14 protein-coding genes are annotated in these 14,537 nt (G+C 66.7%); 6 read left to right on the top strand and 8 right to left on the bottom strand.

Features of this window, described 5'->3' with window-relative positions:
- Positions 1 to 27: 27 nt before the first annotated feature.
- Complete coding sequence (locus IBX22_RS05090; protein ID WP_194814201.1) at positions 28 to 837, bottom strand: class I SAM-dependent methyltransferase; 810 nt, start codon at positions 835 to 837, stop codon at positions 28 to 30.
- 143 nt (positions 838 to 980) lie between these two features.
- Between IBX22_RS05090 and IBX22_RS38210 the strand changes: the two genes are divergently transcribed.
- A complete protein-coding gene (locus IBX22_RS38210; protein ID WP_309234428.1) occupies positions 981 to 1,748 on the top strand; it encodes a cutinase family protein in 768 nt (255 codons plus the stop codon).
- A gap of 18 nt (positions 1,749 to 1,766) precedes the next feature.
- Here IBX22_RS38210 and IBX22_RS05080 read toward each other — a convergent pair whose 3' ends face one another.
- Positions 1,767 to 2,267, bottom strand: a complete 501-nt coding sequence (locus IBX22_RS05080; protein WP_194814200.1) for a hypothetical protein — start codon at positions 2,265 to 2,267, stop codon at positions 1,767 to 1,769.
- A 157-nt stretch (positions 2,268 to 2,424) separates the two neighbouring features.
- Here IBX22_RS05080 and IBX22_RS05075 point away from each other — a divergent pair, with 157 nt between their 5' ends.
- Entirely contained in the window at positions 2,425 to 4,167 is a 1,743-nt protein-coding gene (locus IBX22_RS05075) for an amidohydrolase family protein (protein WP_194814199.1), read from the top strand.
- Positions 4,168 to 4,785 carry a TetR/AcrR family transcriptional regulator gene (locus tag IBX22_RS05070; RefSeq protein ID WP_194814198.1) on the top strand — a complete coding sequence of 206 codons (618 nt, stop codon included), beginning with the start codon at positions 4,168 to 4,170 and terminating at the stop codon, positions 4,783 to 4,785.
- On the opposite strand, the gene IBX22_RS05065 is transcribed toward IBX22_RS05070, so the two are convergent.
- The 3 genes from IBX22_RS05065 to rox form a co-directional block, all read right to left on the bottom strand.
- A complete protein-coding gene (locus IBX22_RS05065; protein WP_194814197.1) occupies positions 4,766 to 5,908 on the bottom strand; it encodes an acyl-CoA dehydrogenase family protein in 1,143 nt (380 codons plus the stop codon). The genes IBX22_RS05070 and IBX22_RS05065 overlap by 20 nt on opposite strands.
- Positions 5,909 to 6,012: 104 nt before the next feature.
- On the bottom strand, positions 6,013 to 7,023 hold the full coding sequence (locus tag IBX22_RS05060; protein WP_194814196.1) for an AraC family transcriptional regulator: 1,011 nt from the start codon (positions 7,021 to 7,023) through the stop codon (positions 6,013 to 6,015).
- A gap of 29 nt (positions 7,024 to 7,052) precedes the next feature.
- Positions 7,053 to 8,474 (bottom strand): rifampin monooxygenase, encoded by a 1,422-nt coding sequence (gene rox / locus IBX22_RS05055; protein WP_194814195.1) that lies wholly within the window; start codon positions 8,472 to 8,474, stop codon positions 7,053 to 7,055.
- Between the two features lie 324 nt (positions 8,475 to 8,798).
- Here rox and IBX22_RS05050 point away from each other — a divergent pair, with 324 nt between their 5' ends.
- Entirely contained in the window at positions 8,799 to 9,995 is a 1,197-nt protein-coding gene (locus IBX22_RS05050; RefSeq protein WP_228538198.1) for a glycosyltransferase family 4 protein, read from the top strand.
- A gap of 76 nt (positions 9,996 to 10,071) precedes the next feature.
- Here the strand turns inward: IBX22_RS05050 and IBX22_RS05045 are convergent, their stop codons facing one another.
- Positions 10,072 to 10,995 (bottom strand): cation diffusion facilitator family transporter, encoded by a 924-nt coding sequence (locus IBX22_RS05045; RefSeq protein ID WP_194814194.1) that lies wholly within the window; start codon positions 10,993 to 10,995, stop codon positions 10,072 to 10,074.
- Positions 10,996 to 11,101: 106 nt separating this feature from the next.
- Here IBX22_RS05045 and IBX22_RS05040 point away from each other — a divergent pair, with 106 nt between their 5' ends.
- The gene (locus IBX22_RS05040) at positions 11,102 to 11,608 is read left to right on the top strand and encodes an HXXEE domain-containing protein (RefSeq protein WP_194814193.1); all 507 of its coding nucleotides are present in this window, start codon (positions 11,102 to 11,104) and stop codon (positions 11,606 to 11,608) included.
- 99 nt (positions 11,609 to 11,707) lie between these two features.
- On the top strand, positions 11,708 to 12,493 hold the full coding sequence (locus IBX22_RS05035) for a DUF1963 domain-containing protein (RefSeq protein WP_194814192.1): 786 nt from the start codon (positions 11,708 to 11,710) through the stop codon (positions 12,491 to 12,493).
- On the opposite strand, the gene IBX22_RS05030 is transcribed toward IBX22_RS05035, so the two are convergent.
- On the bottom strand, positions 12,487 to 13,803 hold the full coding sequence (locus IBX22_RS05030) for a HAMP domain-containing sensor histidine kinase (RefSeq protein ID WP_194814191.1): 1,317 nt from the start codon (positions 13,801 to 13,803) through the stop codon (positions 12,487 to 12,489). The two genes, IBX22_RS05035 and IBX22_RS05030, sit on opposite strands and share 7 nt — an antisense overlap.
- Positions 13,803 to 14,534: a response regulator transcription factor gene (locus tag IBX22_RS05025; protein ID WP_194814190.1), complete on the bottom strand. Its 732-nt coding sequence runs from the start codon at positions 14,532 to 14,534 to the stop codon at positions 13,803 to 13,805. The genes IBX22_RS05030 and IBX22_RS05025 overlap by 1 nt, the downstream gene beginning before the upstream one ends.
- Positions 14,535 to 14,537 lie beyond the last annotated feature (3 nt).

Below are 14,537 nucleotides of genomic sequence, written 5' to 3'. Positions count from 1 at the left end.
CCGCCGATTCGGCAGGGGGCCTTGGCGTCAGAGCCAGATGTATTCCTCGGCTTTGGTCAGCTCGGCGTTGGTGAGCTCGGTGGTCGCGATCGACAGGCGCTCGCCGGGGGCGAGCCGGCCGTCCTGGGAGATCCGGGGTGCCCGGGCGATGAATTCCGCACGGAGGTCGTCGAGTTCCCCGGGGGCGAGTAACGCTGTGTCGCAGTACTTCTCGACCGCGGTCTCCCACACCTCTGCGGGCAAGCCGGGTGTGCCCAGGGTGATCTGCTCCCAGTGCACCACTTCCAGGCCGGCTGGAGTCAGCAGCTCGCTCAAGCCATCCTGGGTGCAGGGTTCACCGAACCGGGGGAGGGGTCGCTCGGGACGGGTGGCGGCGAAGTGCGGGCGCGTCAGCGATAGAAACAGGTCGTACCCGCTGGCCGGTTCGGGGCGCGCGGCCAGCGAGGCCACGAATCGGCCGTTCGGGATCAGCACGCGGGCCGCCTCCGCGATGACCTGCTCGACGTCCGGCATCTGCAGCAAGGCCAGGTGTGACACGACCGCGTCGAAGGTGTTGTCGGCGAATGGAAGTTGCTCGGCGGTACCCAGATACAGTGCGGCAGCGGCCAGTTCGGGCCGGGCGTGGGCCGAGGACAGCTCGCCCTCGGACGCGTCAACGCCCGCAAGCTGTTTCGCGCCCTGACCTGCGAGCAGCGCGAGCAGGGAGCCGTCGCCGCAGCCGAGATCGAGGAACCGCTGCGCACCCGCTACGCGCTCGGCCAGCAGGTGATAGCTGGCGCGGCCATCGGGGAGCGGGTTCGTGTGGACGCCGGCGGAGGCTGGGCACGCGGACTGCATGCTGACAACCTAGCTGCCCGCGCTGTCGAACAGTATTGATGCGGTAAGGATTTCAGCTACACCTAACATTCCCGTCGAACTGCCGGGCGCCGTCGGGTGCGGTGCCGGGCGCCGCGGACGCGCGAGAGCTGTTCTCCGCGAGTGTGACCCGGGACACGGGGCGAATCTCTCGTTATGGCCAAACAACTCTGGTCGATGTAACTGTTTCATCAGGAAACAAGAACGTCAGCAATTTTCGGGAACACCCTGTTCAAGCCGGGCACGACCCGGAGGCTCGAAAATTAAGAAGTTCTATTATGCGTAGAGCAACGGCGCTCTTCGCCGCATTACTGTTGGCCATCCTCCTTTCCATCTCGCAAGCGACACTGCCGAAGGCGAACGCCGATCCCTGTCTGGGGGAGTGGGCGATCGGCGTCGGCGGGCTAGGGGACAACACATCGTCGGTGTTCGTCCCCTTCGTGAATCAACCTGTCGGCTACAACTCCGCCGATGCGATGTCCGGGTTGAACGAACTCAACCGGCTGTTCTGGTGGCACCGCAACCAGTGCCCGGGCGATCACATCCGGCTGATCGGGCACAGCCAAGGTGCTGCCATCGTGCACGCCTGGGTCAGCGCGAATCAGTACGTCGACAACGCGAATGCCATTCTCCTGTCGGATCCCAAGCGTGCCCCCGGGCCCGGTTGGGGCGGTTTGTCCTCGACTCCGGGCAGCGGGGCCGTCGGCTATCCGCTGGCCGGTGTGGATGATTGGTTCGGGCCGTTCCCGACCCTGACCGTGTGCAACCGCGACGACCAGATCTGCGACACCTCCGCAGGCTGGTGGGGCTACCTCTTCGGAGGTGCGCACAGCCGCTACGATTTCAACGTATGGAATTACGGCTCTTGGGATTCCGGAGTCTGGTACCGGTAATCACTGAATCGATGGGGATCAGTAGCCGTGTGGCACTGGTCCCCATTGGCTGAACCCGTGCCCCATCGATGTGCACACGGCCACACCCTTGAAGGTGATTTGGCAGGTTGCTCCGGCATGGGTGACCGAATACTGCGGATCATGCTGGCCGACGGCCACGATGCGCGGCAAGGGGGGATTCCCGCCCGGCAATGTGTGACTGCCGTTGGAGTTCCATTGCGGGCGTGCGGGCAGGGCCGCGGAATCGATAATGATGGCCGGTACGTTCGGTACCGGCACCTGCATTCCGGCGTAGAGCACATTCATGGTCGCGGCCGGGACGGCCAGATCGCAGCCCACCGCGCCGTTTCCGGCGATCGAGCAGTTCCAGCCGCCGAGCGCGAAATACACACGGTCGCCGACCACTGCCGGGCCGGGCGCTTCCTGAGCCTGGGCGGCGACCGCCCCGAAGAGGCACGCGACGACTCCGAAAATTACTCCGCAAACTCCTGCGGCGGCACCCTGTACAGCCCTGGACACCGGAATCTCCCTCTGGCAAAAATGAGTATTCGGCCTTGTCGGCTACAGAGAGAAATTATCACTTTACGGCGCAAAAGTAATAGTGATGTCCAGGGTCCTTTCCACTTTTCGCGGACAACTCTTGACACTTAGTGACCGATCGGTCACGATGTTCGGTGTGAGCTACGACACGATCATCAAGGGCGGCCGTTGGTTCGACGGCGCCGGTTCCCCTTCCGCCATTCGCCACCTGGGCCTGCAGGGAGATCGTGTCGTCGCGGTCTCCGCGACTCCGCTGGCGGAAGTCGGCTGCCCGAATGTCATTGACGCCGAAGGCAAATGGGTGCTGCCGGGCATGCTCGACATCCACACCCACTACGACGTCGAAGTGCTGAAGGAACCCGAACTCGCCGAATCGGTGCGGCACGGCATGACCACCATCGTGCTGGGTTCGTGCTCGCTGTCGACCGTGCACGTCGGCCCGACCGACGCCGGTGATCTGTTCGGCCGAGTCGAGGCGATCCCGCGTCCCTACGTCATCGGGACTGTCGAGGAGACCAAGACCTGGACCAGCGCGCGCGAGTACATCGAGGCGTTGGAGCGGCTGCCGCTGGGCCCGAATCTCGCTGCCATGATCGGACATTCGGATATCCGGACCGCGGTGCTGGGGCTGGATCGCGCGACCAGCAAAGCGGTCCGGCCCACCGCGGCCGAGCAGGCGAAGATGGAGGCCGCGCTCACCGAAGCCCTCGACGCCGGGTTCGTCGGAATGTCGGCCCAGCAACTGCTGTTCGACAAGCTCGACGGCGAGGTGGCGCGCTCGCGCACCCTGCCCTCGACCTACGCCGGCTGGCGGGAACGGCGGCGGCTCAACGCGATTCTGCGGCAGCGCGGCCGGTTGCTGCAGGGCGGGCCCGATATCAAGAATCCGCCCCGGCTGGCCGCGATGATCTTCGCCAGCGCGGGCCTGTTCCGCAAGCGGCTCAAGACCACCCTGATCTCGGCGGCCGACCTCAAGGCGAGCCCGCTCATCGTCTACCTCATGAGCGCCCTCGCGCGCACCGCCAACGCCCTCAACGGCGACTTCCGCTGGCAGCACCTACCGGTGCCGTTCGAGGTCTACGCCGACGGCATCGACCTGGTCATCTTCGAGGAGTTCGGTTCCGGCGCAGCCGCTTTGCACCTGGCGGATCAGGTGGAACGCAACGCGCTCATGCAGGACGAGGCCTACCGCCGGCGTTTCCGCAAGGACTACGACTCCAGGTTCGGGATCCGGGTCTGGCACCGGGACTTCTTCGATGCCGAGATCGTGGAATGCCCGGACAGCAGCGTCCTCGGCAAGACCTTCGGCCAGGTCGGGGTGGACCGCGGCGGCGTGCATCCGGTCGACGCCTTCCTCGACCTGGTGGTCGAGCACGGCACCAAGATGCGCTGGCGCACCACGATTTCCAACCATCGCCCCGACATCCTGAACAAGCTGAGCGTGAATCCCGGTGTGCAGCTGGGCTTCTCGGATGCGGGCGCGCACCTGCGGAACATGGCGTTCTACAACTTCGGGCTGCGTTTCCTGCGGCGGGTCCATCGCGCCGAACAAGCCGGAATCCCGTTCATGACACTGGAACACGCGGTGCACCGGGTGACCGGCGAACTCGCCGACTGGTACGGCGTCGACGCCGGGCACCTGCGCGCGGGCGACCGCGCCGATCTGGTCGTCATCGACCCGGCGGGCCTCGACGACTCACTCGACGCCTACGCCGAATCCCCGGTCGCCATGTACGGCAACCTGCCTCGTATGGTCAACAGGAACGACAAAGCCGTTTCGGCCGTGTTCGTCGGTGGCCAGTACGTATTCGGCGACGGGAAGCCCGCCGCGGTCCTGGGCGCCCGGCGCACCGGCCGCTTCCTGCGAGCCGGAGGGTAATTGACTACAGCGCGACGAACGCAAGCCGAGCGCAGCGCCGCTACCATCGCCAAGCTGGTCGACGCCACCATCGAGGCGATCGAGCAGGTCGGCTATCACAGCACCTCGCTCGGTGAGATCAGTACTCGCGCGGGTGTTTCCAAGGCCGCGATCTTCCGGCACTTCGACTCGCGCATGGATCTGGTGGTGGCGGCGGCGGACGAGGTCCGCCGCCGCCACATGGCCGCCGTCGCCGAGCTGCGATTGCCCGAGAACACCACGGGTCCCGTCGATCTGGTGGCGCTGATCCAGCTGGCGCGCACGCAGATCCGCAGCGACATCAACACGGTCTGGCTGGAACTGCTCGTCGCCGCGCGCACCGAACCCGAGCTCCGGACTCGGATCGCGCCGGTGCTGCGGGAGCTCTACGACGAGGTGGAGGAACTGGGGATCAGCGCGCTGGCCCCCGACCTGCCGCCCGAGGCGGCGCGGCTGCTGGTCACCTCGCTGATCCACATGTTCGACGGCGAGGCGATCCTGCGCACCACCTATCCGCGGCCCGAACTCGAGGAGGCGCGCATCGAGTACGTGGCCGCGGCCTACCGGACGCTGACGGGGCCTACAGACCCCGGCCGATGATCAGCTTCATGATCTCGTTGGTGCCGCCGTAGATCTTCTGGATGCGGGAGTCGGTGTACATCCGCGAGATCGGATATTCCTCCATGTAGCCGTAGCCGCCGAAGAGCTGCAGGCATTCGTCGACGACCTTGCACTGCTGCTCGGTCAGCCACCACTTGGCCTTGGCCGCGGTGGGGATATCCAGTTCGCCGCGTTGGTGTTTGGCGACGCAGTCGTCCAGGAAGGCCCAGGCGACGGACTTGATGGTGTCGGCTTCGGCGAGGGTGAACTGGGTGTTCTGGAAGTTCAGGATCGGCTTGCCGAACGCCTCGCGCTCCTTGGTGTAGGCCAGGGTCATCTCGACAGCGGTCTCGATGGTCGCGGCCGCGATGACCGCCAGGATCAGCCGTTCCTGCGGCAACTGCTGCATGAGCTGGATGAAGCCCAGGCCCTCGGCGGCGCCGAGCAGGTTCGACTTCGGCACCCGCACCTGGTCGAAGAACAGTTCGCAGGTGTCCTGGCCGTGCTGGCCGATCTTGCGCAGATTGCGCCCGCGCCGGAAGCCCTCCCGGTCGGTCTCCACCACGATCAGCGAAACCGTGTCCGCGCCTTTGCCTTCGGAGGTTTTCGCGGCCACGATCACCAGGTCGGCGAGCAGGCCGTTGGAGATGAAGGTCTTGGCGCCGCTGATCACGTACTCGTCGCCGTCGGCGACCGCCTTGGTCTTGATGTTCTGCAGGTCCGAACCGGTGCCGGGTTCGGTCATGCCGATGGCGCCCACGATCTCACCCGAGGCCATCTTCGGCAGCCAGGCCTGCTTCTGCTCCTCGGTGCCGTAACTGTTGATGTAGTGCGCGATGATCGTGCTGTGCACGGGGTTGCCCAGGCTCGGGGCCAGCGCGCGGACCTGCTCGATGCCCACCACCGCCTCGTGCCGGAAATCGCCACCGCCGCCGCCGTACTCCTCGGGGATGCTCAGGCAGAGCAGACCCAGTTCACCGGCCCGGTTCCAGACCTCGCGATCCACATGCTGCTGCTGACCCCAGCGTTCTTCGTGGGGCGCGCACTCCTTGTCGAAGAAGCGGCGCGCGAGATCGGCCAGAGCGTCCAGGTCCTCATTCATCCAGGACGAGCGGTGGGCCACGGGAACTCCTTTGTTCGGCAAACGGCTGGCCTTTCGACGGTAGGCCGTCGAATCGCCGCCGCCGATGACCGTGCCGATCAGATCGTTGACCGGACCGCTCGAGTTCAGGGCTGGTAGGAACCGGGCGGGCTGCCCGTCCAGCGCCGGAACGCGCGGGAGAAGGCGCTGGGTTCGGAGAAGCCGAGCCGCCGCGACAGGGCCGCCACGGTTTCCTCGCCGCGCACCAGACTGGCGATGGCCGCGTCGCGCAGCATCTGCTCGCGGATCTGGCGCAGGGACGCGCCCTCCTCACCGAGTTTGCGGCGCAGTGTCTGCGGGCTCATGGCGAGCTCGGCGGCGATGTCCTCCACGCCGGGCCAGGCGCCGGTGAGGCCGCGTTCGAGAATGCGGCGGACGCGTGCGGCCATCGACAACGAGAAGTCGCGCCTGCCCATCACCCCGGCCGGGGCGTTGGTTAGAAAGCGCATCAGGTCCTGCTCGTCGCGCACGAGCGGGGCCTCGAAGACCTCGGCGTCGAACACCAGCGCGGGTGCGGGGGCGTCGAAAACCACTGGCGCGCCGAACATCTGGCCGTAGTCGTCGAGACCGGGAATCGGGGAGTAAGGGACCTCCACCCGGCGCAACGGCAGCCACTTCGCGGCGGCCCAGGACGCGAAGCGATGGCAGGCCGCCAGCATGGTGTCGATCGGCAACGCGACCGGTGCGACGACCTCGCTGATATCGAACGAGACCCAGACCTCGTCGCCGATCTCGCGCACGGATACCGGCGGGACACCGGGCAGCGAGCGCTGAAAGTTGCTGTACCGCACCGCCGCCGCGCGCGCCGTCGGTGCGCCGAGCAGGCCGAAGCAGACCAGCCGGAAGGTGCCGAGCGGGACCGGTTGCAGCCCCAGCCCGAGCAATTCGTCACCGGTCTCGCGCCACAGCCACTGCACGATCCGCACGGCCTGATCGAGGGTGACCCGGGAACCGCCCTGCGCCAGCAACTCCGGCGCGACACCCGCGGCGGCGAGCGCGGCGGTGATATCCCAGCCTTTGCTCGTGGCGACCTCGATCAGGCCCTGTACGCGCTGGATCGGCAGCGTGTACTCGACGTCGGCGGGAGCGGGTGGCACACGCCTGACCGTACACAGCGCCCGGTTTCCTAGCCCGCGCCGAACCACCGGGGGAGATGCTCGAGCAGATCCTGCTGGTCGTCACCGGCCCACGCCACGTGACCATCCGGGCGCAACAGCATGGCGGGCGCGTCCAACTCCTCGCTGACATCGACGACGTGATCGACCCGGTCTTCCCAGCCCCCCACCGAGAGACGACCGGTCTGGTCGAGCAGGAGCCCGCGGCCGTCGTGCATCAAGTCATAGAGACGACCCTTCTTCAGCGGTAGGTCCCGCAGGCGGCGACCGAGCAACTCGTGCCCTTCGCCGAAGTCGTAGCGGATCCCGATCGCGGTGATCTTCTCGGTCAGAAACCGGCTCACCTCGTCGAAGTCCATCAGGTCCGACATCAGCCGGCGCAGCGCCTGCGAATTCGGATCCGTGGCCAGCAGTTGCATCTGCGCACGAGTGTTGTCCAGTACGTCGGCCGCGACCGGGCGGCGCTCGGTCTGGTAGCTGTCCAGCAGACCTTCCGGCGCCCAGCCCGCGAGCTCGGCGGCCAGCTTCCAGCCGAGGTTGAACGCGTCCTGGATGCCGAGGTTGAGGCCCTGCCCGCCCATCGGCGGATGGACGTGCGCCGCGTCGCCCGCCAGCAGGACCCGGCCGGCCCGATAGCGTTCGGCCAGCCGGGTACTGTCGCCGAAGCGGGACAGCCAGCGCGGGGAGTGCGCACCGAGGTCGGTGCCGGCGGTCGCCCGCAACTGCTGCTTGAACTCCTCGAGCGTGGGCGGGATCGAGCGGTCGTCGGCCACCCCCGCCGCGGGCACCACCACGCGGTATCCGCCGTCCGCGAGCGGCCCTGCGCCGAACCGCAATTGGGTCTTGCGGATTTCGGTGTTCAGGGCGGTGATGGTCTCGAGATCCGCGGTCAGCTCCAGCTCACCCAGCAGGGTGTCCACCCGGCTGGGCTCGCCGGGAAAGTCGATGCCGAGCAGCTTGCGGACCGTGCTGTGGCCGCCGTCGCAGCCGACGAGATAGCGCGCTTGCAGCTGTGTGCCGTCGGCCAGCTCGGCGGTCACTCCGTGTTCGTCCTGACTCAGCCCGGCGAGTGCGCAGCCGCGCCGGACCTCGGCGCCGGCCTCCAGCGCGTGCTCGTACAGCAGCCGATCGGTGATGTTCTGCGGGATGCCGAGCGTGTACCCGTGCGCGGTGTCCAGGCGCGCCGGTGGCGGCTTGGGGATGCCGGCGAAGAAACCACCCACCGGATACTGCGTTCCGTGCGCGAGGAATCGATCCAGCAGGCCGCGCTGATCCAGCACCTCCACACTGCGCGTATGCAGGCCGAGCGACCGGACGATCTTGGTCGGTTCCGCCGCCTGCTCCAGCACCACCACCTGCACACCGTGCAGTCGCAACTCGGCGGCCAGCATGCAGCCGGTCGGTCCGCCACCGGCAATGATTACGTCGATCATGAAAACCCCATTCAGGAACGCGGATTTCCGCTGGTTATCGGCTTCGGCCGACGATTCTGCGCCACCACCCGGGTCTTGCCGCAAGCCCCCGGGTGCGATATATGTTGAAGAGGGGAGGGGCTACGGGGGATTCCAGGAAACACCCCGGCCTCGGCGGTATTCGCGCATCCAAACCGGACTGTGATGGTTAGCTGAGTCTGTGCTGGGTATCTACATCTGCGGGTACATGCTCCCCTGATGAAGCTCCCGGAGTTCGCGTAATGCGGCGTATTTGGCGTCGCGTCCCGTTTTGGTCGCAGCTTCACACCGTTGAGGAGGCAGTCCATGATCAGCACGCCGTCCGGTTCCGGTTCCTTGATTTACAACATCAGGGAATCCGGTGCGCCACTGAATATCGTCATGGTGGCCCCACCGTATTTCGAAATTCCACCCGCCGGATACGGCGGCGTGGAAGCGGTGGTGGCCCAGTTGGTGGACGCACTGGTGGCGCGCGGGCACCGGGTGACGCTGCTCGGCGCGGGCCGGGCCGGAACCACCGCCACTCGCTTCATCCCGGTGTGGGACAAGATCCTCGCCGACCGGCTCGGCGATCCATTTCCCGAGGTGGTCAACGCGCTGAAGGTGCGCGAGACCATCATCGAACTGGCGCGCACCGAACACATCGACGTGATCCACGATCACACCTTCGCCGGACCCTTGAACGCGCCGGTGTATCAGGCGCTGGGCATCCCGACGGTGGTGACCGTGCACGGTCCGGTCGACGGTGAGGAGCAGGCGTACTACGGCGCGCTCGGCGAATCGGCGCAGCTGATCGCGATCAGCGACCGGCAGAAGAGCCTGGCTCCCCGATTGAATTGGCTGGGGCGGGTTTACAACGCGGTGCTGCCGAGTGCCTGGCCCTTCCAGAAAGAAAAGCAGGATTTCGCCCTCTTCCTGGGACGCTACGCGCCCTACAAGGGCCCGGATCTGGCATTGGAAGCGGCGCACACGGCGGGTGTGCCCCTGGTGCTGGCGGCGAAGATGAACGAGCCCGCGGAAAAGGCGTACTTCAAGCGTTCGGTGCGGCCGCTGCTGGGCGAGCGGGATTTCGTCTTCGGCGAAGCGGACGCGATGGCCAAGCGGCTGCTGCTATCACAGGCCAGGTGCCTGCTCTTCCCGATTCGCTGGGAAGAGCCGTTCGGGATCGTGATGATCGAGGCGATGGCCTGCGGTACGCCCGTCGTCGCGCTGCGCGGCGGCGCGGTGTCGGAGGTCGTCGAGCACGGTGTCACCGGTTTCATCTGTGACGATCCCGCCGAACTCCCCGAGGCCATGGCCGCGGCGGCGCACCTCGATCCGGTCGCTTGCCGCCGTCGGGTGATCGAGCACTTCTCGGTCGATCGTCTCGGGGCCGGTTACGAGTCCTCGTATTACGCGGCCATGGATTCCGCTGATATGTCCCGTATTTCGACCGGCACACGCAGCAGTGCGACAACCGCTCGGGTGCTCGACCGGGATCTGTCGGTCGTAGCCAAGCGGTAGCGCAACCAGCACAACGGTCGATCTCGGCAAAGACGTGCCAGCTCTGGCATGCTTTGATCCGGGATCGACCGTTTGGCTACCAGGACATCTTTTCGCACTCCGAGGAGTCGGCGGCTAGTTCGATCTGGAGGGTGGCGTGGGGCAGCCGGTAGGTCTCGGTCAGGAGTAGCCGGGCCGCGCCGAGAACCGTCGCGGGGTCCGCGTCGTCGGCGATCACCAGGTGCGCCGAAGCGACCTCCATCCCCGAGGTCAAGGTCCACACATGCAGATCGTGGACCGAGCGGACACCGGCGACCTCGGAGAGCGCGGAATCGACCTGTGCCACATCCAGTTCCGCTGGGGCGTGCTGGAACAGGATGCGCAGGGCGTGCTTGCCCAGGCTGTAGGCGCGGGGCAAGACGAACAAGCCGATCCCGATGCCGATGACCGGGTCGGCGTAGCGCCACCCGAAGAACAGCGTCACCAGGCCGCTGACCAGGACTCCGATCGAGCCCAGCAGGTCGGCCAGCACTTCGAGGTAGGCGCCGCGCACGTTGAGGCTGTGCTCGGCGCCGCGCCGCAGGATCAACAAGGCGATCACGTTCATGACCAGACCGACGATCGCGACGAGGGTGACCGGCAGGCCCGGCACCTCCGGCGGCGCGGCGAGGCGGCCGATCGCCTCGTAGATCACCCAGCCCGCTACCGCGAACAGCAGCACCGCGTTGAACAAGGCGGCGAAGACCTCGGCCCGATACATCCCGTAGGAGCGGTCGGCGCGCCGAATCGCACCGCGCGCCAACAGGATCGCCACCAGCGCCATCGTGACGCCGAGCACGTCGGTGAACACGTGCGCCGAGTCCGACAGCAATGCCAGCGACGACGTCTGCAACCCGACGACCAGTTGAGCGACGAAGGTGACCAGGCCCAGCCCGATCGCGATCGCCAACCGCCGGACATACCGTGCTGACGCGCTCCCGGCACTTGCCGCCGACACCCCGTGATCATGGCCCTGACCCATAGCCGACCTCCCGATCTCCTCCGGCCGAATGTCTGTTCGGCCGCCTCGAACTCTGATAGATATTAACATGCGTATGTTTGCATATGAACGATGAGGGAGTCCACCGATGTCTGTACAACCCGCTCCGGCCGCGCAGAGCCCGAGTTTTCGCGCCTGGCCGGGCGAGGCCCGCGTGCTGTTCTACGTGCCTTTTGTGGTGTTCATCGTCCACACCCTGGAGGAAATGCCCGGCTTCGCGGCCTGGGTATCGGAACACTTCGCCCACCTGACCACCGAGAAGTTCGCAGTCAGCCACATCCCGCTGATCCTGCTGGTCCTGCTGTGTTCATGGCGCGCGGCCCGGCCGGACGCGGCCGTCGGCTGGGTGATCATGGCGGTCGCATTCCAGTGGCAGTTCGCGGTGAACGCGGTCTTCCACCTGAGCACCGCGGCGTGGTTCGGCGACTACTCACCCGGGATGGTCACCGCCGCGACCGTCGCACTACCGGCCACCGCTTTCGTCCTCGGCTGGGTCCTGCGAAACCGGATGCTGACCAGAACACAGTTGCTCCTGGCGCTGGCCATCGGCACCGCGATCGCCGCCATGGCGATCAGCGTCCTGTTCCTCGGCTAGGCCCTCCGATTCTGCTGGCGTGCAATCGCTTGCACGCCAACGGAAGTCGCCGCCGATCAGCCCCGTCGTCTGTCGGAGGCTGCTGGCAGGATTGCCCTCGTGACTGAGCCCGACCTCCGCGCGTTGATGCGGTTGCATATCCCCGAAGAGTTTCACGCCGATATGGAGTTGGCGGTCCGTGACAGTTTGCGCCTGCGGCACGCGAGTGCGGGTGACAAGGTCATCGGTTATTTCGGAGGCCTGCCCGAACTGCCGGACGGATTCGCCTGGCCTGGAGCCGATCACGGTCATTACGAACACGTCGCCTCCATCGATCTGGCCGAACTGCCGAAGCTGGATCTGAATCTTCCTGCGTCCGGCCGGATCTCGGTGTTCGGTGACACGAATGGATGGTCCGGCGCGTTCCTGTTCTTCCCTCCGGAGGTGGAATTGCGGGAGACGCCGTTGCCCCCCGATCTCGCGGAACGAAATCGCATAATCCGGCGCACCGACATGACTTTCGCGATGGTTCCGTCGATCCCCGACGGGCAGTGGCTTGAAGAGCACCTGCTCGGCTCCGATGACTACGACGACGAAGTCTACGAACGCTTCGAAGCTTTCAGCGATACCTACTTCGAACACTCCTGGGCCTGGCATCAGCTCGGAGGCTGGGCCAACGAGATCCAGAGTGATCACGACCGGGGGTTGCTCCCCGGCACCGCCGCCTACCAGCACTTCTACGGCGACAGGCAGCCGTCGGGTCAGATCCTGCTCGTTCAGTTCGACACCGACCCGGAGATCGGCATGGGCTGGGGAGATTTCGGAACCCTCTACTGCTTCGTCGCCCCGCAAGCGCTGGCCGCGCACGACTTCACCGACGTCCGCGTGCACTGGGAGTGCTACTGAGCCCTCCGATTCTGCTGGGGCAGTTGGAAACCCACTTCGGCGCCGCCTTCGGGGCGGTTGGTGGCGAAGACGGTGCCGTGGTGGGCGGTGATGATGTCGTGGACGATGGCCAGGCCGAGGCCGGATCCGGGGGTGGAGCGGGTGTGGTCGGCGCGGTAGAAGCGGTCGAAGATGGCGGTTTGGTCGGTGGGGGCGATGCCGGGGCCTCGGTCCTGGACCGCGAGGCGGGGGCCGACGATGTGGAGGTGGATCGGGGATTCGGGTGGGCTGTATTTGAGGGCGTTGTCGAGCAGGTTGTCGATGCAGCGGGCCAGGGCCTGCGGGCGGGCGGTGACGGGTGCGGATTCGGCTGCGGTGAGGGTGATTTCGCGGCCGGTGCGGCGGCGGAAGCGCTCGGCGCGGGCACCGGCGAGCTCGGGCAGGTCGACGGTGGCCGGTTCCTCGGTGGTGTGCTGGTTGGTGGCGAGGTCGACGAGTTCGCCGACGAGGGCGTCGAGGGCCTTCGCCTCCTGGACAAGGGTTGTGATGACGCGGGTTTCGTCGCCGGGATCGAGTCTGCCGTGGGCGCGCTGTAAGAGTTCGGCGCTGCCGCGGACCGAGGTCAAAGGCGTGCGCAGCTCGTGGCTCGCGTCCTCGACCAGGCGCTGCTGCTGTGCCCGGGACAGGCGCAGGGCGGCGAGCATGGTGTTGAAGCTGTCGGTCAGTTCGCCGACCTCGCCGCGAGCGGACTGGGGGAGCAGCGTCGAAAGGTCCTGGGTGGTGGCCACATGACGGGTCGCGGTGGCCAGGCGGCGGATCGGTCGCAGGATGCGCCCGATCGCGAGCCATCCGATCACGGCCGCCGCGCACACGGCAGCGGCGGTGATCCAGATTGTGCGCCACAGGAATTCGTTGTCGACCCGGACGACCTCCGCGTAATTCTGGCTGACCATGACCGCGCCCCCGCCCGGCCGGGGTTTGGTGACCACGCCGTGCTCGACACCGTCGACGACGATGTTGGTGTCCGCGCTGCCGGTGCCGCTGCGCGCGATGTCACGGTCGATTTCGGTGACCGGCAACGCATTCCGTCCGGGCGTGAGCACGCGCACGGTGCCGTCGGGCAGCAGGAGCTGCTCGGTCATATCGGGCCGCACCGGTACCGGCGCTCCGGTGTCGAGCAGTGCCAGCACGGTATCGGCCCGATCGGACAGGCCCCGGTCGACCTGCTCGGCGACCAGCGGAGACACGCTGCGATAGGACGCGATCAGCGTGACCAGGATGGCGGCGACCGCCGTGAGTACCGCGACGAGAGTGAGTCTGGCGCGCAACATCACGCCATCCGGATCGTGTAGCCGACATTGCGCACCGTGTGGATGAGCCGCGGCGCGCCACCCTCCTCGGTCTTGCGGCGCAGATAGCCGATGTAGACATCCAGGGAACGAGACTCGGTGTCGAAGTCGAAACCCCAGATGTCCTCGTAGATACGGCTTCTGGTGAGAACAATGCGCTGGTTGCGCAGCAGCAGTTCCAGGACATCGAATTCCGTGCGGGTCAGATCGAGTAGCCGGCCGCCGCGCCGGACCTCGCGGCTCGCCGGATCCAGGGACAGATCCGCGATAGTGAGGAGTTCGCTCGCGACCTCCGGATCCGGCGCGCTGCGGCGCAACAGGGCCCGCAGTCGCGCCAGCAGTTCCTCGGTGTCGAACGGTTTCGACAGATAGTCGTCGGCGCCCGCGTCCAGTCCCGCGACCCGGTCGCCGACCTGATGCCGGGCGGTCAGCACCAGGATCGGCAGCCGGTCGCCGCGCCGGCGCAACATCCGGCACAGCGACAGCCCGTCCAGCCGCGGCATCACCACATCCACCACCGCCACATCCGGGCGGTCCCGGTCGAGCAGTTCGAGCGCCTCCTGGCCGTCACCGGCCAGCCGCACGGTGTAACCCTCGAAGCGCAGCAGCTGGTCCAGGGTGCTGCGCACATTGGGGTCGTCCTCGACCACGAGCACGGTTGTCGCTGGGTTCACCGGCTCATTCTGGCGGGTGGTGGCTGCGTTGTTGCTCATGGC

Source organism: Nocardia sp. XZ_19_385 (assembly GCF_015355755.1).
Lineage (GTDB): Bacteria > Actinomycetota > Actinomycetes > Mycobacteriales > Mycobacteriaceae > Nocardia.
The sequence above is the reverse complement of the archived record's forward strand: the minus strand, read 5'-3'. Positions and strand labels throughout refer to the sequence as shown.

Coding starts and splice junctions, on each gene's coding strand:
- IBX22_RS05090 (WP_194814201.1), bottom strand. CDS start 837: ATGCAGTCCGCGTGCCCAGCCTCCGCCGGCGTCCACACGAACCCGCTC.
- rox (WP_194814195.1), bottom strand. CDS start 8,474: ATGATCGACGTAATCATTGCCGGTGGCGGACCGACCGGCTGCATGCTG.
- IBX22_RS05050 (WP_228538198.1), top strand. CDS start 8,799: ATGATCAGCACGCCGTCCGGTTCCGGTTCCTTGATTTACAACATCAGG.
- IBX22_RS05045 (WP_194814194.1), bottom strand. CDS start 10,995: ATGGGTCAGGGCCATGATCACGGGGTGTCGGCGGCAAGTGCCGGGAGC.
- IBX22_RS05040 (WP_194814193.1), top strand. CDS start 11,102: ATGTCTGTACAACCCGCTCCGGCCGCGCAGAGCCCGAGTTTTCGCGCC.
- IBX22_RS05030 (WP_194814191.1), bottom strand. CDS start 13,803: ATGTTGCGCGCCAGACTCACTCTCGTCGCGGTACTCACGGCGGTCGCC.
- IBX22_RS05025 (WP_194814190.1), bottom strand. CDS start 14,534: ATGAGCAACAACGCAGCCACCACCCGCCAGAATGAGCCGGTGAACCCA.